This is a genomic window from Gordonia sp. Z-3 (assembly GCF_036233855.1).
GTDB classification, from domain to species: Bacteria; Actinomycetota; Actinomycetes; order Mycobacteriales; family Mycobacteriaceae; genus Gordonia; species Gordonia tangerina.
Map to the genome: position 1 here is coordinate 1 of NZ_JAZARS010000001.1, position 26,107 is coordinate 26,107.

The following is a 26,107-nucleotide window of genomic DNA, read 5'->3' on the forward strand; positions in this document are numbered from 1 at the left end:
CACCTGCGCGACCGCATCAGCGCCTTGATCAGCCGACGGGTGTGTCGTCGTGATGGGCGCAGCATCAAAGCCCAACGCGTCGCCGCGTTCGCCGAGATCATCAAGGCTCCCGGCGCGAAGCTGCGCTGCCACTGCGGCGACGACACCTGCCCCGCCCGCCAGACCCGCACCAACAATCCAACACCCGCGAGAACACCCACCCCGAGTGCCGGTGACAGCAGTATCCATGACTGGTCGGTTGACAGCACCACGGCCGACACCGCTCCATCCGTCGAGACCACCGTCGAACCCGTGGTGGGTGGGCCTGACGCGGCAGAAGAACAGCCGATCACCCTCGCCGACCTCGACGACGACACTGCCGTCGACAGCGACAGCGACTCGAACATCGACGACAACGGCGAGAGTAGCCAATCCGGCACCGGAACCAATGCCGTTGACATCACTCAGGATGCCGCGCCCTCCCCGGAACCTCGACGAGACTTCATCGCCGCACCACCTGCCGAGCACGACGCCGCCGTGGCCGATGCTCACACCGACTCCGACACCGACTCCGACACCGATTCCGATTCCGATTCCGACCTTGTCCTCCCCGGCCTGACCCTGCTCCACGACCCCACCGGTCTCGACCCGACCCGCCTGATGGGTTACGGCGCCATCGATCCCGCCCACGCCGCGCGGATCGCACCACACGCCACCACCGTCACCGCCCGCCCCAGTGAAACCCGCACCGCCAGCGGGTTGATCATCTTCGGCAACCGCACACCGGCCCCACCCATCGACCCCACCGGCCACGGCGGTTTCGCCACCCCACCACCCGGGGCACTGACCTACAAGCCGTCAGCCGCGTTGCGGGCCGAGATCATCCAACTCGACCGGCGCTGCCGTTATCCCTACTGCGGCAGACCGTCCGAGGAGTGCGAACTCGACCACCTGCTCAAGTTCTGCCATGCCGACCCGTTGGCCGGCGGCTGGACCGTGGCCTTCAATCTCGCACCCCTGTGCCGCCCCGACCACGACCGCAAACATGACGGGCCGTGGATACCGACCATGCACACCGACCGCACCATCACCTGGCGCAACGCCCGCACCGGTCAGATCATCGTCACCTACCCGCGCTGACCGCTGCGTTGTCACTGCATCCGGATCGGCGGAAGCGAATCAGTCGCCCCTCGAGGTGCTCTCTCGCTGCACGGCGCTGGGCGCCGATGCACACCTGACGTCGCCGCGAGCGCCCGCCTGTCAGGATTGGGGCATGTTCCTGGTCGCTGCGCTGCTGGCCCTGGTCGTGCTGAGCGGGGTGCTGAGTGCCTGGCGAGATCCCCGTCGTCTGAAACCGGGAATCTACTTGACCGCCGCGGGCGCCCTGCTCGTAATGATCACTGTGTTCCTGGCCTTGACGGCGACCGGAAACGAAGTCACCGAGGCCTGGGTGTTGCTGGCGATGGGTGCCTGCGGCCTGCTCGCCATCATCGCCCTGGGTATCTACCTGATCGTCAACGGGTTCGACCTGGCCCGAAAAGAAGGTGCGCGCCCGGCGACGTTGCTGTCGACGCTGCTCGGGATCTTGTTGTTCGGCTACGCGATCGGGGTGTTTCTCGGCGTGGTGATCGGTTGGTTCGACTCGGCGGCCTCCAATAGTTTTCTGCTCGTCTTACTGGCGGTGGGCCTGCCTGCGGGTTACCTCGGATTCGTGTTCGTCGCCTTCCTCGGTTGGTCACTGCTCTACGCGCAACACGGCCGCCGAAAAGCTCGTACCGAATCGGTCGACGCGATCATCGTGCTGGGCGCCGGTCTGCTCGGCGGAAACCGGGTCAGCCCGCTGCTCGCCAGTCGCCTCGACCGCGGACATGAACTGCTGGACAACGCGATCCGCGCACGCCGCGACCCGATCCTGGTGTGCTCGGGTGGACGTGGCGGTGACGAGATGGAATCCGAGGCGTCGGCAATGTCGCGCTATCTCGTCGAACACGGTGTCGACGATCGGCGCATCCGCATCGAGGACGCCTCCACCGACACCGCCGAAAATCTCGCCTACACGAAACGATTGCTCGACGAGACCGGCATCACGGGCCGGGCGGCAGTGGTCACCAGCGACTACCACGCCTTCCGGGCCGCGACCCTCATGCGGTCGGCGGGGATCGATGGATACAGTACCGGCGCCCACACCGCGGCCTACTTCGTCCCGAACGCGCAGGTCCGAGAGTTCGTGGCGATCCTGCGCGATCATCTCTGGCTCAACGTCGCGGTGCTCGCAGTGCTCTCGGTGCCATGGGTGGCCGGCCTCGTTCGCGTGCTCTAGAGCGCTGAACCCCCAACCGCTGGGCGCCACGGGTCGACGCGTGCCGTCGCGCAGGCCGAGCCAAACCGACGAATTGGGGTGCTGTCGGGTGAATGGGTCATCATGGTGATGTGCAGTGTGAGGTGGCACGCGAGGCATTGTCCGCGCGAATCGACGGTGAGTACGAGGGAGTTCCGTCGGCCCGCGTCGACGAACACCTCGCAGAATGTCCGTCCTGCCGGGACTGGTTGGCGATGGCGACTCGCCAGTCCGGAGTGCTCTCCGAATTGGGTCGCTCCGAGGTCCCCGACCTGTCATCTGCAGTTCTCGACGAGGTCGCCCCACCATCTGCGACGAGCTTCGCCGCAGTGCACCTGGGAGTGCGACGCAACATCGTCCGCATCGGACTCACACTTGCCGGAGCAGCCCAGATCGTCATCGCAATGGTGCAGATGACCGGAGCCGACTTCGGCATGACCCATGGTGGACATCCGGAGTCGACACATCTGGTGAACGAGACGACCGCCTGGGCGCTGGCGCTCGGGGTGTGCATGGTGGTCGCCGCCTGGTGGCAACGTGCCCTGCCCGGACTGCTCGTGGTGCTGAGCGTCTTCACCGTGGTGCTGGCCGGGTACGTGATCCACGACGCGATCGCGGGTCAGGTGACACTCGCTCGAATGCTCTCGCACCTACCGGTCGTCGTCGGCCTCGGCTTTGCGGCCTGGGGCAGTTTGCCCCGGACACCGGGTAGCCGCTCGGACGGTTTCGACCTCGATCGGTGGTCGTCGGGTCCGTCTCCCAATCATCGGGCGGTCTGAACCTGCTGCCCCATCACCCGGCAGCCGTGGTCACACCATGACGAAGAACATGATCGACATGCCGGCGGCCATGAACACCTGCGACAATTCGCCGGTGTGCGTGAGCAGGGCCGACGCACGTTCCTGCGGGTCGCCGGCGATGCGTCTGCGGCTGAAATAGAGGTACAGCCAGCCCAGGGCCGCAACCAGGAACACGATGCCCAACACCCAGTTGATCGCGGTGGCGTAGCCCGGGAGACCGGCGTGCATGTCCATGTCACCCATGTCGGGAGAATGACTGTGCGCCACGTTCATCTCGGACATCGCCAGCGCCATGGTGTGCATGTCATGGCTACCGCCCGAGTCGGCGCCGGGCAGGATATCGCCATTCATCGCGGCGTACATCCAGGCCATCGCGGCCATCATCGCAGCGTGATAACCGTGGGCGACGCGTTCGGGTTCCTGGGTCGCGAAGGCCGCGGCCGCCACCACAAACCACACTGCGGCGGCCCCGAAGAAGATCATCGGTCCAGTTGTCGGCCACTCCATGCTGAAGGGCCATGCCATCACGACCATGGCGAGCGCCATCACAATGTGCAGCAGGTGCCCGACCACACCCGTCCATCGCATGCGGTGGGCAACGAGTGAGTATGAGAACTGTGCGATCGACAGTCCGAACAGGACGGTGACCACCCACCGCAACAAGAGATCGTCGATCATGCACGCACCTCCTGCTCGCTGTTCGCCTGCTTGTCGGCCTGGGCAGAGCGGCGGTTGCGCAGTGCGCCGATGGCCGCGTCGACCGCGATGAACAGCGCCAATGGCAGTCCGAATAAGGGCACGTACCAGCTGACGACGGCGACCACCGCGACGACGGCGACTGCCTCGGCCGGTTTGAGCTCGCCGAGCGCGCCGCGACGAGGCGGAGTGGCCAGAGCCCGATGCGAGCGCGTCGGACGCCGCCGCCACCACATCACGTAGCCGAGAATGATGACGGTGATCAGCCCGATCGCCAGCGCGGCCAGCGCGATCTGGTTGATCAGCCCGAAGTAGATGCCCATATGTAGGCCGATGAAGGCAGAGGTGGCTTTGGCCATGAAGGGCCAGTCGGCGTAATCCACGCGGTCGACGATCTGGTCGGTCGTCGGGTCGACGGCCACTGAGTCATAGCTCTCCGGGAAGTTGCGCTTGTTCTCACCGACCAACCAGGCCGACTCCGGGTCCGACGCCGGGGTGATCACCAATGGGCCGCCCAGCCCGGCACTTGTCGCTGCCGCGTAGACCCCGTCGATGTCGGTCAGGTCGGCCTCGCCGGTTGTTTCCGCACCGGTCGTTCCGTGGTCGTGCTCACCACTCTGCGCTGCAGGTTCTTCGGTCAAGGCGGTCGACGGGGACGGTGTTGTCCACGACATCGCGCTCCGTAGATCGGCGATGTTGGCCCCGGTCCAGCGTGACCAGCTCAGACCTGACGCGGACAAGGCGAGCAGACCGATCACGAGCCAGATTCCGATCGCGCCGTGCCAGCTCAACATGCGCTGCCGTTTCGGGGCCTTGGTGTCAGGCACGAGGAGGCGGCGGGTCTTGCGGGTGCGTCTGCGGTGACCGACCCACAGCACCAGCCCCGCCAACGAGACGAACCACAACCAGCTCGCCGCCAACTCGCTGTAGTTGCGGCCGAACGCACCGAGGTGGAGGTTGCGGTGGAATGCGTCGAACCAGGCACGCACGGGCATCCACTGCCCAAATGTGGTGAGCGCGCCGCGGACCTCACCGGTGTACGGGTCGACGAAGACAGTGCGGCCATAGTCCTCGGGAACGTCGTCGACGGCGAGCACCACCCGGGTGGTGTCCTGTGGCGACTCCGCCGGACGGATCGAGCTCACCGTCCCCTCGGGATGTGCGGCGCGTGCCGCCGCGACCTGTTCGCTCAACGGCAGTCGCTGGTCGCCGACGGAGTCGACGGTCAACTCGTGGCTGTAGACCGCTCGGTCGATCTGCGGGACGAGCGAGTACAGCAGCCCCGTCACGGCTGCGATCAGCAGAAATGGACCGACCAGCAGTCCGGCGTAGAAATGCCACCGCAGCAGGAGCGGTCGCCAGCGGTTCCACGCCCCATTGGGCACTGCGGTCGGGCCCGAACGCTGCTCCGGTCTCGGTGGTGTGGGCTGCGGCGCTTCGGGTGGTGTGGTGGCAGTCATCGCGGAGAACTCGTTTCTTTGGGCTGAAGGGCGATACGGGCTGTAAGTCCGGCGTCGGGACGTCATATGAGTAGTCGCGCGGCACGGACTTTCGGTTCCCGGGGCCCGTAATCGCAGTGGTGTGACCTGTGCCGCTTTTTTCGTGGAAACGACGCGCGGTCGTAGAGTTGACGAGACATGAACTGTTCAGGCAACTGTGTCTGCCTGCCGACACCATTCAGGACCGTATGAGCAACACCGCCAGCCGAAGTCGGCACGTCGACCCGGGCGCGTTGGTCTGGGGGAGCGTCGTGCTCGGTGCTCTGGCCGTCGCAGCCGGGGCGATCGTGTCCGGGACGACCCGCTTCCGCGAGACGGGGGACAGCTTCCCCGGATGGTTTACCGCGGTCGCCTTCCCGACCGGGCACTTCGTGGTCACGATGCTCTCCGCCATCGCGATCGGGTCACTGGTCTACATCACGATCTGTGCGCGGCCCGATTCGCACCGGATGATCGGTATCGAGACGTTCCGTGCCCACCGCATCGTGCAGCGGACCGCGCTCGGCTGGTTGGCCGGCGCGATCGTGATGATCGTCATCACGGCGGCCGATCGCTCCGGAGTGTCGACGAGCGCCCTGCTCAGCACGTCGGCGATCATGCAGATCGTCGAGGCCTCCGAGCAGGCGGTGGCGTGGATCGTCAGCGCCTGCTGCGCGCTGGTGATCGCGATCGTGGTGCGTATCACCCTGTCCTGGACCGCTCACGCATTGCTCGTGATTCCCGCCCTGATCGCTGCGGTCGCCCTCCCGGTGGCCGGCAACGCCGGGCAGGGCCCGAATCACGACTACACGACGACGGCGATGATCGTTTTCGCGGCCGCGGTAGCGGTCATCACCGGACTACGGGTGGCCGCAGCGACGACGATCGGACGTGACACCCCCGAGCAAGACCGGATGCAGACCGGACGACGACTCGCCTGGACCCTGGTCATCCTCGACGCGGTGACGATCGTCTACGGCCTGATCCTGATCGGTTTTCTGGTCCCGATAGGGCAGTTGGCCACATCGGCCTACGGCCGCTGGGCGCTTATCGCCGCTCTCGCGGCACTGGTGGGCTCTGTGGTCGACGTCCGGATATTGACCCTGCTGCGCCGGAGTTCGGTGATTGCGCCGAGGACCGTGATGCTGTTCGGGGCGGGTGTGGTGGCCGCGACCGCGCTGCAGGCCGCATTGGCCGGGATGGCCACCCGAACCGCGCCTGCATTGCTCGAGCACGAGTTCACCGCGTGGGACGTGTTCCTCGGGTATGAACTCCCGGACGGTCCATCGGCGGCCCGGTTGGCGTTCCTGTGGCGTCCCGACCTGTTCCTCGGGGTGGGCGCCATCGTGCTGGCCGTCCTGTACGTGATCGGCGTGCAGCGGCTGCGTCGACGCGGCATCGAGTGGGGATGGACGCGGACGCTGTCGTGGGTGCTGGGCTGCCTGTCTCTGCTGGTCGTCACCTCGTCGGGGGTACGTACCTACGGCATGGCGATGTTCAGTGTGCACATGGCCGAACACATGGCGCTCAACATGTTCATCCCGGTACTTCTGGTACTCGGCGCCCCCGTGACACTCGCGCTGCGCGCGCTGCCGACGGCGCGTGGCGGCCTGCCCGGGCCGCGGGAATGGATCGTGTGGTTGGTGCACTCGCGGTTCACGCGGATCCTGACCAACCCCATCGTCGCGCTGCTCATCTTCGTGATCTCGTTGTACGGGGTGTATTTCACGTCCCTGTTCGACACCCTGGCCCGCTACCACTGGGGTCACGACCTGATGAGTGTGCACTTCCTCATCACCGGCTATCTGTTCTACTGGATCATCATCGGAATCGACCCGGGCCCCAAACGCCTGCCGTTCCTGGGTCGGCTCGGGTTGCTGTTCGCGGTCATGCCGTTCCACGCGTTCTTCGGCATCGCGACGATGACGATGGACTCCCTGATCGGCGGTACGTTCTACACGTACCTGGGCCTGCCCTGGCTCGACGATCTGTACCGCGATCAGTTCGTGGGCGGCGCCATCGCCTGGGGTGCCAGCGAGGTGCCGGCGTTGCTGGTGGTGATCGCCCTGGTTCATCAGTGGGCCACCCAGGACCGGCGGCTCGCCAAACGCCGGGATCGTCACGCCGACACCTACGACGACGACGAACTCACCGCCTACAACCGAATGCTCTCGGAGCTCTCTCGAGACCGCTGAACCGACCGCTTCAGCGCACTGCCACCTTCACTGCTTGGCTGTACTCCTCGCGCTGCTGCGGTGAGATGGAATCGGGGAAGGTGACGACGATGTCGAGCACCTGGAACGAATCCGGATGCTTGCCCAAGTAGATCTCGGCGCGCCCAGTGGTGGGGAAGTGGAGCACGGTCAATTCGTCGGCGGCCATAGCCGATGCGCAGCCGGCCGTCGGACACACTTCGTCGGTGACGTCGTGGCGTGCGGTCACGGGCAGGTCCTGCGCATCGACACCATCGAGCACGGTGTCGAGTGACAACGGGTCGATCGGGTTGTCGATCAGGGACTCGGTGGCCCGATCCGGGGCGCTGACCTCATCCTCGGCGCACCCGGCCACACCGAATACAGCGACCGCGCCCACGCCCGCCAACAGCAGGGCCCTGCCCCGGATCGCGGCCCTCACGCCGACACCTTCTCGGCGCGTTCGGCGTCGTTGCCGGCCCACTCGCGGCCTGCGGCGAAGCGTCGCAGACGCAGGCTGTTGGACACCACGAAGAACGAGGAGAACGCCATCGCCGCGCCCGCGATAAGCGGATTGAGCAGACCGGCCGCCGCGATCGGGATGGCCGCGACGTTGTAGCCGAACGCCCAGATCATGTTGGTGCGGATGGTCTGACGGGTCGCGCGTGCCAGACCGAGGGCCTCGACCACGCTACGCAGATCGTGCCTTACCAGGATGATGTCGGCTGCTGCGATCGCGACGTCGGTGCCGCGGCCGATGGCCAGCCCGAGGTCTGCGGTCACCAAAGCGGGGGCGTCGTTGATGCCGTCGCCGACCATCGCGACCACCCGGCCCTCCTCGCGCAAGCGCTCGATGCGGGCCACCTTCTCGTCGGGCAGCACCTCGGCCACCACCTCGTCGATGCCCACTTCCTCGGCGACCTTCTTCGCGGCCGCAGCGTTGTCGCCGGTCACCAACAGCGTGCGCATCCCGAGCCGCCGCAACTCGGTGACCGTCTCGGCTGCACTCGACTTCACGGTGTCGGCGACGGCGATTGCGCCGCACACCTCGTCGTCGATCGACACGTATACGACGGTCTGGCCGGCCGCCTCGGCGGTGCGCCGGTCGCGCGCCAGGTCGGCCGGCACAGCGGCCCCTTTGGCGACCCAGCGTGGCGAGCCCACCTGGACCCGGCGTCCCTCGACGACGCCGCGCACACCCTTTCCGGGTTCGGCGACGAACGCGTCGACGCCATCCGGGTCGACGTCGGCCGCCGCGGCGATCGCCTTGGCCACCGCGTGCTCGGATGCCGCCTCGAGAGTCGCGGCCGCGCGCAGCACGCCGTCGCGGGCGTGGCCGTCGGCCACCGACACCGAGACGATGTCGAGCGCACCATTGGTGAGCGTTCCGGTTTTGTCGAACACCACCGTGTCCACCTCACGGGAGGCGTCCAGGGCCTGGTGGCCCTTCAGAAAGATGCCCAGCTGCGCGCCGCGCCCGGAGGCAACCATTAACGCCGTCGGTGTGGCGAGGCCGAGCGCGCATGGGCAGGCGATCACCAGCACCGCAAGCCCGGCCCCCACCGCGTGGTCTATGTCGCCGTCGGCGATGAGCCAGCCCGCCACTGTCGCCGCAGCGATCACGATGACGATCGGCACGAAGACACCGGCGATGCGGTCGGCGAGGCGCTGGATATCGGCCTTGGCGCTCTGCGCCTGTTCCACCAGACGCAGCATCGCGGCGAAGGCGGTGTCGTCGCCGACGCGGGCCGCTTCGATGACCAGCCTGCCGTTGAGTGCGGTCGTACCGCTGGTCACGGCATCGCCCTCGTCGACGTCGACGGGTCGAGACTCGCCGGTCATCGCGCTCATGTCGATCGCCGACGACCCCGAGGTCACCAGACCGTCGGCGGCGATCGTCTCGCCCGGACGCACCACGAACCGCTGGCCTTCTTTGAGCTCGCCGACCGGGATACGCATCTCCCCACCGTCGGGGAGCACCACCGCGACGTCCTTCGCGCCGAGCGCGGCCAATGCGCGCAACGCGCCGCCGGCCCGGGACCGTGCTCTCGCCTCGAAGTAGCGGCCGGCCAGCACGAACACGGTGACACCAGCGGCCACCTCCAGATAGATGGAGTCGCTGCCGATGATGGCCTCCCACACACCGACGTCGGCGGCCTCGGCGTCCTCGCCGAACATCGAGATCAGCGACCACCCGGTGGCCGCGATGATCCCGATACTGATCAGCGTCTCCATCGACAGCGCGCCGACCCGGAGATTCCGTGCGGCAACCCGGTAGAACGGCCACGCGCAGTAGGTGACCACCGGAGCGGCCAATGCCATCAGAATCCACTGCCATCCACTGATCCGGGTAGCGGGGACCGTCGCGAACATGATCGACAGGTCGGCCAGTGGGACGAATAGCACCAGGGCGATGACCATCCGCCGGAACAGCGAATCGGCGGTGCGCAGATCAGGATCATCGTCGGGGTCGGCCGGGCCGGACGAACGGCGTTCAGCGGAGTAGCCGGCCTTGTCGACCACCGCGCACAGGTCGGCGTCATCGAGCGCTTGCGGGGCATCGACGGTCGCGACACGCGTGGCGTAATTCACCGACGCGTGTACTCCGTCGACCTTGTTGAGCTTGCGTTCGACGCGTGCGGCGCAGGCGCCGCAGGTCATGCCGGACACCTCCAGCTCGACTCGCCGCACCACGCCTGCCGAGTCGGATCCTGCCGTGCTGTTCACCGGCGCGACCTGTGTCACCCTGCCTCCCAACGTTCACGCATGCCGACGTGTGCTGCCGGCAGATCCCTCCAAGTGAGTAGTCGTTGTGCCGGGCCGAGAAGTTCCCGGCACCGACAATCCGATCCCAGGCGTCGGATACGGTTGCCGAGTGATCACGAGGCCCGACGACGACGAGGTGACTCGGCTCGCCATGGGCGCTGCTCGCGGAGACCGACACGCACTGGAGGCCTTCGTCCAGGCTACGCGCGACGACGTATGGCGCTTCGTGGGGTATCTGGCGGATCGCCGGATGGCCGACGACCTCACCCAGGACACCTATCTGCGGGCAATTCGGTCGATGCCGTCGTTCCGTGCCGGGGCGTCCGGACGGACCTGGCTGTTGGCCATCGCGCGGCGCACCGTCGCCGACCACTTCCGTCGGGCGGCTTCGCGTCCGGTGCTCGATCTCACGTCGCCGGAGAACATCGCCGTCGTGGCGCGCAGTACGCGCCACGACGATCACGTGGAACTGGAGATGCTCGTCGAGTCGCTCGACAAGCCTCGTCGGGAAGCGTTCGTGCTCACCCAGATCCTGGGGATTCCCTACGCCGACGCGGCCACCATCTGCAGTTGCCCGGTGGGCACGATCCGGTCGCGGGTGGCGCGGGCGCGCGACGATCTGATGGCCGCCTATCGGGCCGGGGAACGTCACATCGGTTGATCGACTGGGTTGCGGGGGCCGGACATGGTCCGGCCCGGACGCGCACGGGTCATCGCGTCCGGGCCGGGGTCGGAGCGGCTGTCAGTTGTCGTGGATGATCACACCGCGAATGTTCTTGCCGTCACGCAGATCCTGGTAGCCCTCGTTCACCTGGTCCAGGCTGTAGGTGGTGGTGACCAGTTCGTCGAGCTTGAGTTGGCCGGCGTCGTAGAGCCGCAGCAATCGGACGATGTCGTACTGCGGGTTGGCCGACCCGAACAGACTGCCCTTGATGGACTTCTCGTTCAGCGTCAGGTCGATGCCCGGCCAGTGCACGGTGAACTTCTCCGGGCTCGACAAGCCGGTGAGGATCACCGAACCACCCTTGCCGACGGCGCCGATGGCCGCCGACACCACGTCTTCGTCGACGGTGCCGACGGTGACGATGGCGCAGTCGGCGCCCTGACCCCAGCTGATCTCGGTGATGGTCTCCTGCGCCTCGGCGGCACTGGCGAACGCGTGGGTGGCGCCGAACTTGATCGCCGTGTCGCGTTTGAAGGCGATCGGGTCGACCACGATCACCGCCTTCGCCCCGGCGTGCACAGCGCCCTGCACCGAGTTGATGCCGATACCGCCGATGCCGTAGATCACCACGATGTCGCCGGCGCGGACATTGCCGGTGTAGACGGCCGAGCCCCAGCCGGTCGGCACACCGCAACCCACCAGCACTGCCTTGTCCAGCGGCAGCCAGTCGTCGACCTTGACCACCGAGTGCTGGCTGATGGTGGCCCGCTCGGAGAAGGTGCCCAACATGCACATCGCACCGAAGTCGGTGTCACCGTCATGGAAGCGGAACGACCCGTCGGGCATCGAGCCCTCGAGGATCGTGGCCCCCATGTCACACAACGACTGTCGACCGGTGGAACAGTATCGGCAGGTGCCGCAGTTCGGGATGAAGCTGCACACCACGTGGTCGCCCGGTTTGACCTTGGTGACGCCGGGACCGATCTCCTCGATGATCCCGGCACCCTCGTGGCCGCCGACGATGGGGAAGCGCGGCGGCAGGTCGCCGTCGGTCAGGTGCAGATCGGAATGGCACAGGCCGGCGGCGGTGTACTTGATCAGCACCTCGCCGTCGCGGGGCGGATCGAGGGTGAGTTCGGTGAGCTCGAAGGGCTTTCCGACGCCGGTGAGGATGGCGGCTTTGGTTTTCATGATCGTTCGCTCCTTTGCGAAAGGGTGAGGGAAGGTGATCAGAGTGCGACGTTGACCGCTTTGGTCTGCGTGTAGAGGTCGATCGCGGACGAACCGAGTTCGCGACCCCACCCACTTTGTTTGTAGCCCCCGAACGGCATTGCGGTGTCGAATCCGTTGTATTGGTTGACCCACACCGAACCGGCCTTGATCGCGCGTGCGGTCTTGTGTGCCTTGGACAGATCTGTGGTCCAGATACCGGCGGCCAGACCGTAGATCGAGTCGTTGGCGGCCGCGGCCACACCGGTGTCGGCGTCGAAGGGCAAAGCCGCCACGACCGGGCCGAAGATCTCCTCGGACACGATCGAGAAGTGCGGCTCGACGTCGACGAATACGGTCGGTTCGATGAAGAATCCCTCATCGCCCCAACGCTTTCCACCGGTCAATGCGCGCGCGCCGTCGGCGAGGCCGGCGGACAGATAGCCCGAGACCCGGTCGAACTGTTCCTGGCTGACCAACGGGCCGAGTTCGGTGGCGGGATCCAGGCCCGGTCCGATCTTTGCCTGCGACGCCGCTTCGGCGACCGCGGCGGTGAAGTCGTCGAAGATGGGGCGTTCGACGAACAGCCGGGTGCCGGCCACACAGCACTGGCCGTGGTTGAACATCCATGCCGCCACCGATCCGGCGACCGCCTTGTCGAAATCGGCGTCGGCGAACACGATGTTCGGGCTCTTGCCGCCGAGCTCCAGCGACACCTTCTTCAGATTGCCCTTGGCCGCCTCGACGATCTTCTTGCCGACCTCGGTGGAACCGGTGAACGCGATCTTGTCGACGTCGTCGTGGGCGGCCAGGGCCGCACCGGCATCACCGAAGCCGGTGACGATGTTGACCACACCGGGCGGGAACCCGGCTTCCTGGAAGATCTCGCCGAGCAGCAATGCCGTCAGCGGAGTCTGTTCAGCCGGCTTGAGGATCACCGTGTTGCCCGCGGCGAGGGCGGGGGCGAGCTTGAACGCGGCCATCAGCAGCGGGAAGTTCCACGGCACGATGAGCCCGCACACGCCGACCGGCTCGCGCAGGGTGTAGGCGTGGAACTCGCCGCCGGGCACGAACGGCATCGAGACGTCGACGGTGGAGCCGGTGATCTTGGTGGCCAATCCGGCGTTGTACCGGAAGATGTCGGCCGACCAGTTCATGTCCACCGCGGTCGCGATGGTGGCGGCCTTGCCGTTGTCGAGTGCCTCGAGTTGTCCGAACTCGGCGGCGCGCTCGGTCAGCAGGTCGCCTACCCGCCACAGCAGCCGCTCGCGCTCGTTGGGCTTCATCCGCGACCACGGGCCGTCGTCGAAGGCCTGTCGCGCGGCCCGCACCGCGCGGTCGATGTCGACGGCCTCGCCGTGGGCGACCGAGGTGATCGGGCGTGCGGTGGCCGGGTCGATCGTCTCGAAGGTGCGGCCCGAAGCGGCCGACACCCACTCACCGCCGATCAACATCGGACGGTCGGTGGTGATGAAGTCGCGGACCCGCGCGTGCAGGTCGGTGGCGACGGCGGTCATGAAAACCTCCTGGTCAGGTGGCTAGATCTCAAGTGATCTGGGTCATAGTTGTGACCTGCTTCATTTCTGCCACCATCGGCCGGGAGTGCGCTGTCCAGAAACTGAACAGTACGTTGAACACCGCGCCTAATCCGGTCCCGGCGGCCGCACGGCCAGAGAATTTCCGGGTGACTCAGATCCCGAGCGCACGCATCCGGGCGTACAACGTGGTGCGGCTGATCCCGAGTTCGCGTGCGGCATGCACCTTGTTGCCGCCGGCGTGGTCGAGCGCGTCGACGATCGCGACCCGCTCGGCCTGCTCGCGCCCGGACAGATGCGCGGCCCGACTGGTGGTGCGGTAGGTGGGCGGGAGGTCGGCGGGCTCGACGATGCGCGCCGCCCGGGCCGCACACGACTGCGCGGCCTGACGCAGCACCGCATCCAACTCGGCAATGTTGCCGGGCCAGTCCTGACACAGCAGGGCGTCGGTTGCGTTGCCGGACAGTCGCATCCCCGGGGCCAGGCGCTGCAGGACCGCGCTGGCGGTGGCGGCCAGATCAGAACTGCGCTGCCGGAGCGGAGACAGATCGACGCGGCGCCCGCATCTGCCGATCAATGCGGCCACGCCGGCGGTGACGTGCTCGCGCGGGGCGCTCACCACGATGAGCGGGCACCCCGACCACGACGCCGCCGCCTTGGTGAGCAGCGTGATCGAACGATCGTCGAGCAGGTCCACGCCGTCGACGATGAGCGGTACCCGTCCGGATCGGGCCCGCGCGATCGAATCGACGATGTCGGGGTCGCGGCCGCAGATCAGATCCTCGGCGACGTCGACCGTCAGGGTCGGTCCGGACCCGTGGTCGGCGGCGAGCGCGCGCGCCTCGGTGGTGCGGCCGGTGCCGGGCTCACCGGTGACCGCGATGGTGGTCGCGGCCGCCGGTGCGGTGCGGGTCGCCGCAGCGGGTCTCGGCGAGGTGTGCGCGGCCGGGCGGAACCGGAACAATGCCGCGCCGCCGACCCCGGCGACCGGTTCCACTCCGACCTCGACCTCGGCGCCGGACACCAGCGTCAGCGGCACCACCATCGCGCGCAGCGTCGGCTCGGTGGCGAGTACCCGCAGGGCCCCGATGTCGGCGGGTGAGAGCAGCTCGGCGGCCGGCGCGTTGGTCAGTTGCAGGTCGTCGCCGATCGCGGCGACCGCGATGTCGCGTCGGGGCGCGGCGCGCTGGAACGCATCGAGAACCCGACGCTGGTGGGCGCGCGAACGGTCCAGCAGGCGGTCGGCGATGTCGGCGACGATGCCGTTGATGAAAGGCACGGCCAGAGGGTTGATGTGCTCGGCCGTCTCCGACATGCAGATGATGCCGGCCAGTCGTCGGGTGGCCGGATGGACGATCGGCTGACCGAAGCAACTGATCGACTTGAACCGTTCGAGATAGTGCTCACTGCTGTTGACCGCGATCCCACCGCGGATCTCGGCGGGAGTGCCCAGCGCGGTGGTGCCGACGATCTCCTCCCCGAACGGCATCCCGGGTGCGGCGCCGAGGTCGTCGAGCGTGCGTTCGATGGCACTGCCGAACGCGACTCGCGAGACCATGCGGCACTCGTGATCGACCAACAGCAGCGACATGTTGGTGTCGGCCAGACGCGCGGCCGCGTCGTCGAGGACCGGCCGTGCCGCGTCCAGCAGCGGATCGGCGCTCGCGGTGTCCACCAGCACGGTTGGCGTCGGGTCGTCAGGGCGCACACCCGACAACGCGGAGCGCCGCCACGAGTGGTCGATGACAGCTCGTACCGGGGTTCCGTCGGGGCGCTTCTGCAGTGTGTCGATAGTCACAAAATGGCACAGATGGCGCGCGGAGGAAAGCCGCCGCCGTTGTCGGCCGGTCCTCGGTTGACCCCGAGGCGTGGTGATCGGACGAATCGGGCACAGCGCGAACGTGCTGGTCAGGACCCGCATCCCGAACCGTATGGTGTTCGCCGTGAACACGTTCCCCGCCACCGGCATGCCCGACGCGGCCGACACCGCCTGGCTGTTGGCGGCCTTTGCGCTCGTTTTGTTGATGACTCCGGCCCTCGGTCTGTTCTACGGCGGCATGGTGCGTTCCAAGAGCGTGCTCAACATGATGATGATGTGCTTCTCGGCGGTGCCCATCGTGTGGATCGTGTGGGTGGCGGTGGGCTACTCGATGGCCTTCGGGCCGGACCACGGTGGCGTGATCGGCAACCCGATCACCTTCGCCGGCCTACGAGACCTCTTCGGCCATTTCGGTTCCGGTGGCGCCGACAGCGCTGGTATGCCGCTGGTGGGGACTATCCCGGCCGTACTGTTCGTGGCCTTCCAGGCGGGCTTCGCGATGGTCACCGTCGCGCTCGTCGCCGGCGCGGTCGCCGATCGGATGAAGTTCACGTCCTGGCTGATCTTCGCCGGATTGTGGTGCCTGCTCGTCTATGTCCCGGTTGCGCACTGGGTGTTCAGCGCCCCGGGCCTGACCGCCGAGCGCGGCGGCTGGATCGCCACCCATCTGCATGCGATCGACTTCGCCGGCGGAACCGTCGTCGAGATCAACTCGGGCGCATCGGCGCTGGTGATCGCACTGCTGCTGGGGCGGCGTGCGGGCTGGCCACGGGATCCGATGCGCCCGCACAATCTGCCGTTCGTCATGCTCGGCGCCGGACTGCTCTGGTTCGGGTGGTTTGGCTTCAACGCGGGATCGACGCTGGCGGCCAACGGTTCGGCCGCGATGATCACCGCCAACACCCTCGGTGCCGGCGCGACGTCGATGGTGGCGTGGCTGATCGTCGAACGGGTCCGCCACGGTCGGCCCACGTCGTTCGGCGCCGCCTCCGGCGTCGTCGCCGGACTGGTGGCCATCACGCCGTCGTGTTCGTCGGTCACCCCGATCGGTGCGCTCGCGGTGGGCGCGGTGGCCGGGGCGGTCGCCTCCTACGCGATCGAGCTGAAATTCCGCTGGGGCTACGACGACTCGCTCGACGTGGTCGGTGTGCACTTCGTCAGCGGCGTGGTCGGGATGCTGATGGTGGGGCTGGTCGCCAGTTCGTCGACACCGGCCGGCGTCGACGGTCTGCTCTACGGTGGCGGCCTCGATCAGCTCTGGCGTCAGGCCGTCGCCGTCGTGGTGGTGTTGGCGTATGCGTTGGCAGTGACCGCGGTGATCGGGCTGGCACTGAAGTACACGCTCGGCCTGCGCGCGGACCCGCAACATGAACTCGACGGCATCGACGACGCACAGCATGCCGAATCGGCCTACGACTTCCACACACCGCGTGGCGGACGCGTCGACGTCGGCACGTGAGGTGGTGAAACCGGCCCCGCTACCGTGGAGCCCATGCGTGTCGCGACCTGGAATGTGAACTCGGTCAAGCAGCGGATTCCGCGGTTGTTGCCGTGGCTCGATCAGCGCGCACCCGATGTCGTCTGCCTGCAGGAGACCAAGCTCTCCGACGACGCCTTCCACGAGACTCTCGGCGCGGACCTGGCCGAGCGCGGCTACGAGATCGCCCATGTGGGACAAGGACAATGGAACGGGGTGGCGCTGCTGTCGAAGGTCGGTCTCGAGGACGTCCGCGGCGGATTCGAGAACGTGCCCGGCTATCCCGAGCCGGATTCACCCACCGAGGCCCGCGCGGTGTCGGCGGTGTGCGGGGGAGTGCGCATCTACTCGTTGTACGTGCCCAACGGGCGTACCCCGGATTCCGACCACTACCACTACAAACTGGACTGGCTGGCGCGGTTGCGTGATGCGGTGGCGGCCGGTGACGGCGACGACGCCGCGGCGAACACGATGTTGTGCGGCGACATGAACATCGCGCCCGCCGACGCCGACCTCTTCGACCCGGCCGCCTACGTCGGGCACACCCACGTCACCGACCCCGAACGGGGCGCCCTGTCGGCGTTGACCGCGTTGGGGCTGCACGACGTGGTTCGTGACCGCTGGCCCGACGACCGCGTCTTCAGCTACTGGGACTACCGGGCCGGGATGTTCCACAAGGACCTCGGTATGCGCATCGACCTCATCCTGGCGGGTGCGCCGATCGCGCGGCGGGTGGCGGCGGCCTGGATCGACCGACAGGCCCGGAAGGGCTCCAAACCGAGCGATCACGCGCCGGTGATGGTTGATCTCGACACCGCCCCGGACGGTGACATCGGGCCGGTGGTGCCGCCACCGTCGAATCCGGCGAAGCGCGGCGGTGGGGCGGTGCGGCTCCCGCAGTCCGTCGAGCCGGGCGAATAGCCCTATGAACTGCGAGTTCTTCCTTCTGGAAGTCGTAGATTCTCCGCCCGTTTTCGGGGGAGATGGCGATACCCGGGGCAGGAACCGAGCACGGGCCGATCACCGCCCGTTCACTTCCCGGCGATGATCTGTTCGACGGCTTGCACAGTTTTTTGACCTGTGCAAACTGCATCGGTAGAGTGGATCGCCGGTGCCCGGCTCATGCTGGGCCAGTCCGCATGCCCGGGGACACCCGGGGCAGGTGGACTGACAGGCGAAACCGTCGTCGAGCGTATGACACGCCCGACCCCGGGGTAGCAAAATTGTACTGACCAGCGCGTACGTGCTGGTGGGGCGAGTTGTGGAAGCAACGTAATCGGAAACGGTTGTCGATGCTTGCCCGGAGCACCAACCGCAGCGAGACAACTACACAGGATGTCGGACATCGAACCCGGTGACCGGCGATCACTGCCGACAAAGGAAAGAACACCTAGTGCCAACCATCAATCAGCTGGTCCGCAAGGGCCGTCACGACAAGGCTGCCAAGACCAAGACCGCGGCCCTCAAGGGGAGCCCGCAGCGTCGTGGCGTGTGCACCCGCGTCTACACCACCACCCCGAAGAAGCCGAACTCCGCGCTGCGCAAGGTCGCCCGTGTGCGCCTGACCAGCTCCGTCGAGGTCACCGCTTACATCCCGGGTGAGGGCCACAACCTGCAGGAGCACTCGATGGTGCTCGTCCGCGGCGGTCGTGTGAAGGACCTGCCCGGTGTGCGCTACAAGGTCATCCGCGGCTCGCTCGACACCCAGGGTGTCAAGGACCGCAAGCAGGCCCGCAGCCGCTACGGCGCGAAGAAGGGGAACTGATAAGTCATGCCACGTAAAGGACCCGCACCCAAGCGCCCGCTGATCAGCGACCCCGTCTATGGCTCGCCGTTGGTCACCCAGCTCGTCAACAAGATCCTGCTCGACGGCAAGAAGTCGACCGCCGAGCGCATCGTCTACCAGGCTCTCGAGCAGGCCCGCGAGAAGACCGGCACCGATCCGGTCATCACGCTCAAGCGTGCCCTCGACAACGTCAAGCCGACCCTCGAGGTGAAGAGCCGCCGCGTCGGTGGTGCCACCTACCAGGTGCCGGTCGAGGTGAAGCCGAACCGCGCCAACACCCTCGCCTTGCGCTGGTTGGTGACCTTCAGCCGTCAGCGTCGTGAGAAGACGATGGTCGAGCGTCTGGCCAACGAGCTGCTCGACGCCTCCAACGGTCTCGGCGCTTCGGTCAAGCGTCGTGAGGACACCCACAAGATGGCCGAGGCCAACCGGGCGTTCGCGCACTACCGCTGGTGACAACCTGCTCCGCCCGGCCGCGATCATGATCGCGTCGGGCGGAGCGACAACCCTGAAGATCAACCACAATTCCCGAAGGGAAACCACGTGGCACAGGAAGTGCTCAGCGACCTCAAAAAGGTTCGCAACATCGGCATCATGGCCCACATCGATGCCGGCAAGACCACCGCAACCGAGCGAATCCTCTTCTACACCGGTGTGAACTACAAGATCGGTGAGACCCACGACGGTGCCTCGACCACCGACTGGATGGAGCAGGAGAAGGAGCGGGGTATCACCATCACCTCCGCGGCCGTCACCTGTTTCTGGAACAAGAACCAGATCAACATCATCGACACCCCCGGGCACGTCGACTTCACCGTCGAGGTGGAGCGCAGCCTGCGTGTGCTCGATGGCGCCGTAGCCGTGTTCGACGGCAAAGAGGGCGTCGAGCCGCAGTCCGAGCAGGTCTGGCGGCAGGCGGAGAAGTACGAGGTCCCGCGCATCTGCTTCGTCAACAAGATGGACAAGCTCGGTGCGGACTTCTTCTTCACCGTGCGCACGATCGAGGAGCGCCTCGGTGCCAAGCCGCTCGTGCTGCAGCTGCCGATCGGTGCCGAGGACTCCTTCGACGGCGTCGTCGACCTGATCGAGCAGAAGGCGATCACCTGGCGCGGCACCGTCGAGATCGGCGCCGAGCCGACCATCGAGGAGATCCCCGCGGATCTGGCCGACCAGGCCGCCGAGTACCGCGAGAAGCTGCTCGAGACCGTCGCCGAGTCCGACGAAGCGTTGCTGGAGAAGTACTTCGGTGGCGAAGAGCTCTCCGTCGAGGAGATCAAGGGCGCCATCCGTAAGCTCACCATCGCGCGTGAGTACTACCCGGTGATCTGCGGCTCCGCGTTCAAGAACAAGGGTGTCCAGCCGATGCTGGACGCGGTCATCGACTACCTCCCGTCGCCGCTCGACGTCCCCTCGGTCGAGGGTCACGCCGTCGGCAACGAGGAAGAGGAGATGTCGCGTAAGCCGTCGTCGGACGAGCCGTTCTCGGCCCTGGCGTTCAAGATCGCGGCGCACCCGTTCTTCGGCAAGCTGACCTTCGTGCGTGTCTACTCGGGCCGCATCAACGCGGGCACCCAGGTCCTCAACGCGACCAAGGGCAAGAAGGAACGCATCGGCAAGCTCTTCCAGATGCATGCCAACAAGGAGAACCCGGTCGAGGATGCCACCGCGGGCCACATCTACGCGATGATCGGTCTCAAGGACACCACCACCGGTGACACCCTGTGCGATCCGAACGCTCCGATCGTGCTTGAGTCGATGAGCTTCCCGGACCCGGTCATCAACGTCTCCATCGAGCCGAAGACCAAGTCCGACCAGGAGAAGCTCGGTACCGCGATCCAGAAGCTCGCCGAAGAGGACCCGACGTTCACCGTCCAGCTCGACGACGAGACCGGCCAGACCGTCATCGGCGGTATGGGCGAACTCCACCTCGACATCCTGGTCGACCGTATGCGGCGTGAGTTCAAGGTCGAGGCCAACGTCGGCAAGCCGCAGGTCGCCTACCGCGAGACCATTCGCAAGGCGGTCGACAAGCACGAGTACACCCACAAGAAGCAGACCGGTGGTTCCGGCCAGTTCGCGAAGGTGATCGTCAAGCTCGAGCCGCTGGTCGACGCCGAGGACGGCGCGACCTACGAGTTCGACAACGCCGTCACCGGTGGCCGCGTGCCCCGCGAGTACATCCCGTCGGTGGACGCCGGCATCCAGGACGCCATGCAGTACGGCGTGCTGGCGGGATACCCGCTGGTCAACATCAAGGCCACCCTGCTCGACGGCCAGTATCACGACGTCGACTCGTCGGAAATGGCCTTCAAGATCGCTGGTCAGCAGGTTCTGAAGGAAGCTGCCAAGCTGGCCGGTCCGGTGATCCTCGAGCCGATCATGGCTGTCGAGGTCACCACGCCCGAGGACTACATGGGTGACGTGATCGGCGATTTGAACTCCCGCCGTGGCCAGATCCAGGCCATGGAGGAGCGCAGCGGTGCGCGTGTCGTAAAGGCACAGGTGCCGCTGTCGGAGATGTTCGGCTACATCGGAGACCTTCGGTCGAAGACCCAGGGCCGGGCAAACTACTCCATGGTGTTCGACTCGTACGCGGAGGTTCCGTCGAACGTGTCGAAGGAAATCATCGCGAAGGCGACCGGCGAGTAATTCGTCGCGACCCATCGCGAAACGCGCTGGCCCACAAGCGGGCGCACAACGTAAGTGAAGAACTCCTGCTGGGATCCGCCCAGCAGGACAACAACAGTCCAGGAGGACAAACAAAGTGGCGAAGGCGAAGTTCGAGCGGACCAAGCCGCACGTGAACATCGGCACCATCGGTCACGTCGACCACGGCAAGACCACGCTGACCGCGGCCATCACCAAGGTGCTGCACGACAAGTTCCCGGAGCTCAACCAGAGCTTTGCGTTCGATCAGATCGACAAGGCTCCGGAAGAGAAGGCTCGTGGTATCACGATCAACATCTCGCACGTGGAGTACGAGACCGACAAGCGTCACTACGCACACGTTGACGCCCCCGGTCACGCTGACTACATCAAGAACATGATCACCGGTGCCGCTCAGATGGACGGCGCGATCCTCGTGGTCGCCGCCACTGACGGCCCGATGCCGCAGACCCGTGAGCACGTGCTGCTGGCCCGCCAGGTCGGTGTGCCCTACATCCTGGTCGCCCTGAACAAGGCCGACATGGTCGACGACGACGAGATCATCGAACTCGTCGAGATGGAGGTCCGCGAACTGCTGGCCGCCCAGGAGTTCGACGAGGAAGCACCGGTCGTGAAGGTCTCGGCGCTCAAGGCGCTCGAGGGCGACGCCGAGTGGGTCAAGTCGGTCGAGGAGCTCATGTCGGCCGTCGACGAGTCCATCCCGGACCCGGTCCGCGAGACCGACAAGCCGTTCCTGATGCCCGTCGAGGACGTCTTCACCATCACCGGCCGCGGCACCGTGGTCACCGGTCGTGTGGAGCGCGGCGAGGTCAACGTGAACGAGGAAGTCGAGATCGTCGGCATCCGTGACAAGTCCACCAAGACCACCGTCACCGGTATCGAGATGTTCCACAAGCTGCTCGACTCGGCACAGGCGGGCGACAACGCCGGTCTGCTGTTGCGCGGCCTCAAGCGTGAGGACGTCGAGCGCGGTCAGGTCATCGTGAAGCCGGGCACCACGACTCCGCACACGGAGTTCGAGGGCCAGGCCTACATCCTGAGCAAGGACGAGGGTGGACGCCACACCCCGTTCTTCAACAACTACCGTCCGCAGTTCTACTTCCGTACCACCGACGTGACCGGCGTCGTGACCCTCCCCGAGGGCACCGAGATGGTCATGCCGGGCGACAACACCGAGATGAGCGTCAAGCTCATCCAGCCGGTCGCCATGGACGAGGGCCTGCGTTTCGCCATCCGCGAGGGTGGCCGCACCGTCGGTGCGGGTCGAGTCACGAAGATCAACAAGTGAGGTTCTCCTCCTGACGATCTGACTCACTGAGTCGAGAAGGCGCCCGGTCACGAAAGTGGCCGGGCGCCTTTCGCATGTCCGCCCGCCGGCGCGGGCCGGCCGGGTTCGCGCGGGTTCTCTTCGATCGCGCGGTTCGCTTCGGGTCACGCGGGTCGTCGACTAGCCGCGTTCTCCGAGGTGACCTGCGGCATCCGAGAGAACCCGCGTCCTGCAGTCACTCCAGCAACATGCGCCACTTTGGTAACAGGCCGGTTTCGGTCTGTCGCTGCTCTGGTCACAGCTGTGGCGACCCAGTCGCGCAACGGATTACGGTTCTGCGGTGCCGGTACTCTCCATGCGCCCACGCCGTCTGGCGAAGAGGCGTCGATCACTCGTCTGTCCGCTCGTCATGGCCACCATCGTCGGGTTCGGCTCCTTGGAGGCCGGGAGCGCGAATGCGGCGTCCTTCGGGCGGTTCTATGTCTCGGGGTGCGGCATGCCGGCCACCCCGGTCGACATGTGGACGCGGTGGGGTAACTACAAGACCGTCATCGCCCTCGACGGGCTGCGCGCGACCGGCGACATCAGCGGTTGGCGGCATGAGACGAACATCCAACGAATAGCCAACACGGGCGTCAACGTCGTGGAGCCGGTCGGTGGTCTCGCGAGCTTCTACACCGACTGGAACGCCGCGAGCCCGCGAAGCAAGGTGAAATACCGCTATCGCTGGACGTGTCGGCTGAACACCATCATCCGCGAGCTCGATGCCCGCGGGTTGGCCGTGGGTCCCCGCGCCAAGTACGCGATGATGGGAATCTCCATGGGCGGCAACGCCGCCATGATCTTCGGCGCCTACCACCGCAAGCGGATCTCGCATGTCTTCTCGATGTCCGGGTTCCTCAACCCGTCGGCGCCGACCATGCGCACAGCCGTTCGGTTGGCCCTGATCGATGCGGGATTGGCGGCCGGCGTGGGGCCGTTCAGCGCCGACGCCATGTGGGGTCCGCCCTGGGATGCGCGCTGGATCGCCAATGACTCCGTGGCACAACTGCAACGTATGCGGGGTATGCGCATACGGGTCGGCGCGGCATCGGGGCTATGGGGCAAGTACAACACCGACGTCATCGGGTCGGTCAAGGGCACACCGCTCGAGGTCATCTCGCTTGCGCAGACCCGTACGTTCGAGGTGGCGGCCGCTGTCCAGGGCATCCGCATCAGCACCGACTTCCCGGCGGTCGGTACCCACCAGTGGGGCTATTGGCAGGACATGGTGTTCACGGCCAAGCGCAGTGGGTGGTTCCGCGACTGATCAGGTTGACAGTCGACCGTCACGGATGGACACCGCGCTTGTTGAGCCAGACCTGCGGGTTGATCTTGGTGCCGTTGGCATCCCAGACCTCATAGTGCAGGTGGGGGCCGGTGGATTGGCCGCTGTTGCCGACGGTCGCGATCTTCTGACCGGCGCGTACCTTCTGGCCGGGATGAACGAAGCTCTGATCGACGTGACCGAAGACGCCGATGGTGCCGTCGTCCTGCTTCACGCGAACCCACTGCCCGAACCCGGAGGCCGGGCCGGACTCGAGGACCACGCCGTCGGTGACGGCGTAGATGGGTGTGCCGACCTTGTTGGCGATGTCGACTCCGTTGTGGTGGGTGCCCCATCGGGGGCCGTAACCGGAGGTCACGGTGCCGCTGACCGGCTTCACTGCGCTCTTGATGCCTGGCGTGCCGGGGGCGAACACCGACGGGGGCAGGACATCGTGGGCGAGGTCGTCGATCTCAGGCGGCAGTACCAGTCCGGCCGGTAGCTTGACGTCGTCGGGCAGCGCGATCTTCGTCGGGATATGCGGCTGGGGAGCGGGCTGCGCATGTGCCTGTGCTGCGGTGCCGGCCGTCAGCCCGACGGCACCGACGAATGCCGCGAGCGCGCCGGTTCGGAGGGTCGTCCGGGTGCGGGACTGCGGGGTGGCCCGATGCCGACCGGGTGGCCGGGTTCGCGATGGTGCGTCGAGGAGTGCGCGGGTGGTGGGCCGCGTCGAGGTGTGGGGGTTCAGGCGGTGGTGAGGCACAGCGTCGTCCGTCTCGGTTGTCAGTATCGGTTTGAATAACGTTTCGGTATCGGCAAGGACACGGCGAGGTTACCCATATGGGCATAAGCAGAGCCTGAGAGGTGAGCCATCGCGTGCCAGAAAGCACTGGTCAGACGGTGTGGGAGAGGTAGGTCACGCCCGCCGAACATCTCCGTGGCACAGTGGAACTCGTGGCCGATCCAGAACGAACGCCAGACGGCCGGCATGTCATCGTCGACGGTCGGAAGTGGCGCGCGACCGATCCGCTGATCCCCGAGGAGCGGCGGTCTGAGTTGCAGTCGATCCTGATGGCATGGCGTCGCGAGGTGAGACGTACGAGGGGCGCGCCCGAGTCTCGGCGGGGTGTGCAGGCGGCGAAGGTTGCGTTGGGGGAGCGTGGTACGCCGTGGTGGGAGCAGACCGAGGACGAACGCCGGCGCAGGTGGGAGGCCGACGTCGCGCGACCGGGAGGCGAAGACTGACGTCGCAGTGTTCTGTTGCGCGTCGTGATGCTGACAGAGGCACACCCGAACTTGCGGTCCGTCCGTCGACTGGCGTAGGAGACAAGGGTGCGTGTGCTGCATCGATCGAGCTCGACCGGCGACCTGGCCCTGGCGGTTCGGGTGTCCGGTGGCGACGAGCGCCGCCCGCCAGTGCTGCTGGTGCATGGCATGGCCGGCGATCACACGACGTGGCGTGGGTTCGCGGCTGCGCTCCGTCGCGAGGGTCGGCGGGTGATCTCGGTCGACCTGCGCGGACACGGTCGCAGCGGTCACGCGCAGACATATCTGCTCAACGACTTCCGCGACGACCTTCATTTTGTGCTCGACGGGCTCGACATCGGGGTGGCCGACATCGTCGCACATTCGCTGGGCGCGCACACCGCGCTCCGCTTGGCGATGGAGGCACCCGGACGCGTCCGCCGCCTCGTCCTCGAGGAGATACCGCCGATGCCGCGCGATCAGGCGCATGTGGACGAGGGCATTGTCGTCGCGGCGACGCTCGGTGAACGGGTACGTGGCATCGGTGCCGCGGTGCGTAACCCATGGCCACTGATCCGGTTCGATCGGCGGGTGGGCGAGGAGGTGGCGCCACAGTTCGAGACCGCCGACCCTCAGTGGTGGGCACGGTTGGACGTCGTCGCCGCTTCCACCCTGATCATCTCCGGTGGCGCGCGGAGCTTCTTGCCGTCACGTCATCTGCGCACCCTCAGCGAGGCGCTGCCGGATGCGCGGTTCGTCGCGATCGATGCGGGCCACAGCATACACCGCGACAAACCGGCCGAATTTGCTTCTGCTGCTGGGGGATTCCTACGGCAACACTGATCGGGGCAATTCGACGGAACCGGTCGGCCCTCGGCTGCGT

The 26,107-nt window shown here is 66.6% G+C and carries 22 protein-coding genes; 14 read left to right on the forward strand and 8 right to left on the reverse strand.

From position 1 onward, the window contains the following. The 3 genes from VX037_RS00005 to VX037_RS00015 all read left to right on the forward strand — a co-directional run. Positions 1 to 1,119: HNH endonuclease signature motif containing protein (locus VX037_RS00005; protein ID WP_328712806.1), on the forward strand; the 1,119-nt coding region annotated here is incomplete at its 5' end. A gap of 133 nt (positions 1,120 to 1,252) precedes the next feature. Then, positions 1,253 to 2,299 (forward strand): YdcF family protein, encoded by a 1,047-nt coding sequence (locus VX037_RS00010; RefSeq protein WP_328712809.1) that lies wholly within the window; start codon positions 1,253 to 1,255, stop codon positions 2,297 to 2,299. Between the two features lie 92 nt (positions 2,300 to 2,391). After that, positions 2,392 to 3,096: a zf-HC2 domain-containing protein gene (locus VX037_RS00015; protein ID WP_277615078.1), complete on the forward strand. Its 705-nt coding sequence runs from the start codon at positions 2,392 to 2,394 to the stop codon at positions 3,094 to 3,096. Positions 3,097 to 3,126: 30 nt separating this feature from the next. Here VX037_RS00015 and VX037_RS00020 read toward each other — a convergent pair whose 3' ends face one another. Both VX037_RS00020 and VX037_RS00025 read right to left on the reverse strand, forming a co-directional pair. Next, positions 3,127 to 3,795: a DUF5134 domain-containing protein gene (locus VX037_RS00020; protein WP_328712811.1), complete on the reverse strand. Its 669-nt coding sequence runs from the start codon at positions 3,793 to 3,795 to the stop codon at positions 3,127 to 3,129. After that, a complete protein-coding gene (locus tag VX037_RS00025; protein WP_328712813.1) occupies positions 3,792 to 5,273 on the reverse strand; it encodes a PepSY-associated TM helix domain-containing protein in 1,482 nt (493 codons plus the stop codon). The genes VX037_RS00020 and VX037_RS00025 overlap by 4 nt, the downstream gene beginning before the upstream one ends. Positions 5,274 to 5,500: 227 nt before the next feature. On the opposite strand from VX037_RS00025, the gene VX037_RS00030 reads away from it, so the two are divergent. Further along, the gene (locus VX037_RS00030) at positions 5,501 to 7,486 is read left to right on the forward strand and encodes a cytochrome c oxidase assembly protein (protein WP_287015664.1); all 1,986 of its coding nucleotides are present in this window, start codon (positions 5,501 to 5,503) and stop codon (positions 7,484 to 7,486) included. A 10-nt stretch (positions 7,487 to 7,496) separates the two neighbouring features. On the opposite strand, the gene VX037_RS00035 is transcribed toward VX037_RS00030, so the two are convergent. Both VX037_RS00035 and VX037_RS00040 read right to left on the reverse strand, forming a co-directional pair. Continuing rightward, positions 7,497 to 7,925, reverse strand: coding sequence for a hypothetical protein (locus VX037_RS00035; RefSeq protein WP_266061620.1), 429 nt, complete (start codon positions 7,923 to 7,925; stop codon positions 7,497 to 7,499). Continuing rightward, positions 7,922 to 10,210, reverse strand: coding sequence for a heavy metal translocating P-type ATPase (locus VX037_RS00040; protein WP_266061619.1), 2,289 nt, complete (start codon positions 10,208 to 10,210; stop codon positions 7,922 to 7,924). The genes VX037_RS00035 and VX037_RS00040 overlap by 4 nt, the downstream gene beginning before the upstream one ends. 148 nt (positions 10,211 to 10,358) lie before the next feature. Between VX037_RS00040 and VX037_RS00045 the strand changes: the two genes are divergently transcribed. Further along, positions 10,359 to 10,910: a sigma-70 family RNA polymerase sigma factor gene (locus VX037_RS00045; RefSeq protein WP_266061617.1), complete on the forward strand. Its 552-nt coding sequence runs from the start codon at positions 10,359 to 10,361 to the stop codon at positions 10,908 to 10,910. Between the two features lie 81 nt (positions 10,911 to 10,991). Here VX037_RS00045 and VX037_RS00050 read toward each other — a convergent pair whose 3' ends face one another. The 3 genes from VX037_RS00050 to VX037_RS00060 all read right to left on the reverse strand — a co-directional run bounded on the left by VX037_RS00050 (position 10,992) and on the right by VX037_RS00060 (position 15,455). Beyond that, a complete protein-coding gene (locus VX037_RS00050) occupies positions 10,992 to 12,104 on the reverse strand; it encodes an NDMA-dependent alcohol dehydrogenase (protein ID WP_328712816.1) in 1,113 nt (370 codons plus the stop codon). 38 nt (positions 12,105 to 12,142) lie between these two features. Then, positions 12,143 to 13,639, reverse strand: a complete 1,497-nt coding sequence (locus VX037_RS00055; RefSeq protein WP_235723552.1) for an aldehyde dehydrogenase family protein — start codon at positions 13,637 to 13,639, stop codon at positions 12,143 to 12,145. A 172-nt stretch (positions 13,640 to 13,811) separates the two neighbouring features. Next, on the reverse strand, positions 13,812 to 15,455 hold the full coding sequence (locus VX037_RS00060) for a sigma-54-dependent Fis family transcriptional regulator (protein WP_235723553.1): 1,644 nt from the start codon (positions 15,453 to 15,455) through the stop codon (positions 13,812 to 13,814). Between the two features lie 169 nt (positions 15,456 to 15,624). Here VX037_RS00060 and VX037_RS00065 point away from each other — a divergent pair, with 169 nt between their 5' ends. From VX037_RS00065 to VX037_RS00095, 7 genes are all read left to right on the forward strand, one after another. Then, positions 15,625 to 16,935, forward strand: a complete 1,311-nt coding sequence (locus VX037_RS00065) for an ammonium transporter (RefSeq protein WP_287015707.1) — start codon at positions 15,625 to 15,627, stop codon at positions 16,933 to 16,935. A gap of 33 nt (positions 16,936 to 16,968) precedes the next feature. Continuing rightward, entirely contained in the window at positions 16,969 to 17,874 is a 906-nt protein-coding gene (locus VX037_RS00070; protein ID WP_328712818.1) for an exodeoxyribonuclease III, read from the forward strand. A 472-nt stretch (positions 17,875 to 18,346) separates the two neighbouring features. Next, complete coding sequence (gene rpsL, locus VX037_RS00075; protein WP_007619326.1) at positions 18,347 to 18,718, forward strand: 30S ribosomal protein S12; 372 nt, start codon at positions 18,347 to 18,349, stop codon at positions 18,716 to 18,718. A gap of 6 nt (positions 18,719 to 18,724) precedes the next feature. After that, on the forward strand, positions 18,725 to 19,195 hold the full coding sequence (gene rpsG, locus VX037_RS00080) for a 30S ribosomal protein S7 (RefSeq protein WP_160900582.1): 471 nt from the start codon (positions 18,725 to 18,727) through the stop codon (positions 19,193 to 19,195). An 87-nt stretch (positions 19,196 to 19,282) separates the two neighbouring features. Then, positions 19,283 to 21,388, forward strand: a complete 2,106-nt coding sequence (gene fusA / locus VX037_RS00085; RefSeq protein ID WP_235723555.1) for an elongation factor G — start codon at positions 19,283 to 19,285, stop codon at positions 21,386 to 21,388. Between the two features lie 115 nt (positions 21,389 to 21,503). Further along, the gene (gene tuf / locus VX037_RS00090; protein WP_235723556.1) at positions 21,504 to 22,694 is read left to right on the forward strand and encodes an elongation factor Tu; all 1,191 of its coding nucleotides are present in this window, start codon (positions 21,504 to 21,506) and stop codon (positions 22,692 to 22,694) included. Positions 22,695 to 23,082: 388 nt separating this feature from the next. Further along, complete coding sequence (locus VX037_RS00095; RefSeq protein WP_328712820.1) at positions 23,083 to 23,982, forward strand: alpha/beta hydrolase; 900 nt, start codon at positions 23,083 to 23,085, stop codon at positions 23,980 to 23,982. 19 nt (positions 23,983 to 24,001) lie between these two features. On the opposite strand, the gene VX037_RS00100 is transcribed toward VX037_RS00095, so the two are convergent. Next, positions 24,002 to 24,742, reverse strand: coding sequence for a M23 family metallopeptidase (locus tag VX037_RS00100; protein ID WP_328712822.1), 741 nt, complete (start codon positions 24,740 to 24,742; stop codon positions 24,002 to 24,004). A gap of 191 nt (positions 24,743 to 24,933) precedes the next feature. Here VX037_RS00100 and VX037_RS00105 point away from each other — a divergent pair, with 191 nt between their 5' ends. Further along, complete coding sequence (locus tag VX037_RS00105; protein ID WP_266061611.1) at positions 24,934 to 25,224, forward strand: hypothetical protein; 291 nt, start codon at positions 24,934 to 24,936, stop codon at positions 25,222 to 25,224. 87 nt (positions 25,225 to 25,311) lie between these two features. Then, positions 25,312 to 26,067, forward strand: coding sequence for an alpha/beta fold hydrolase (locus VX037_RS00110; protein WP_328712824.1), 756 nt, complete (start codon positions 25,312 to 25,314; stop codon positions 26,065 to 26,067). The last annotated feature ends 40 nt before the right edge of the window (positions 26,068 to 26,107 follow it).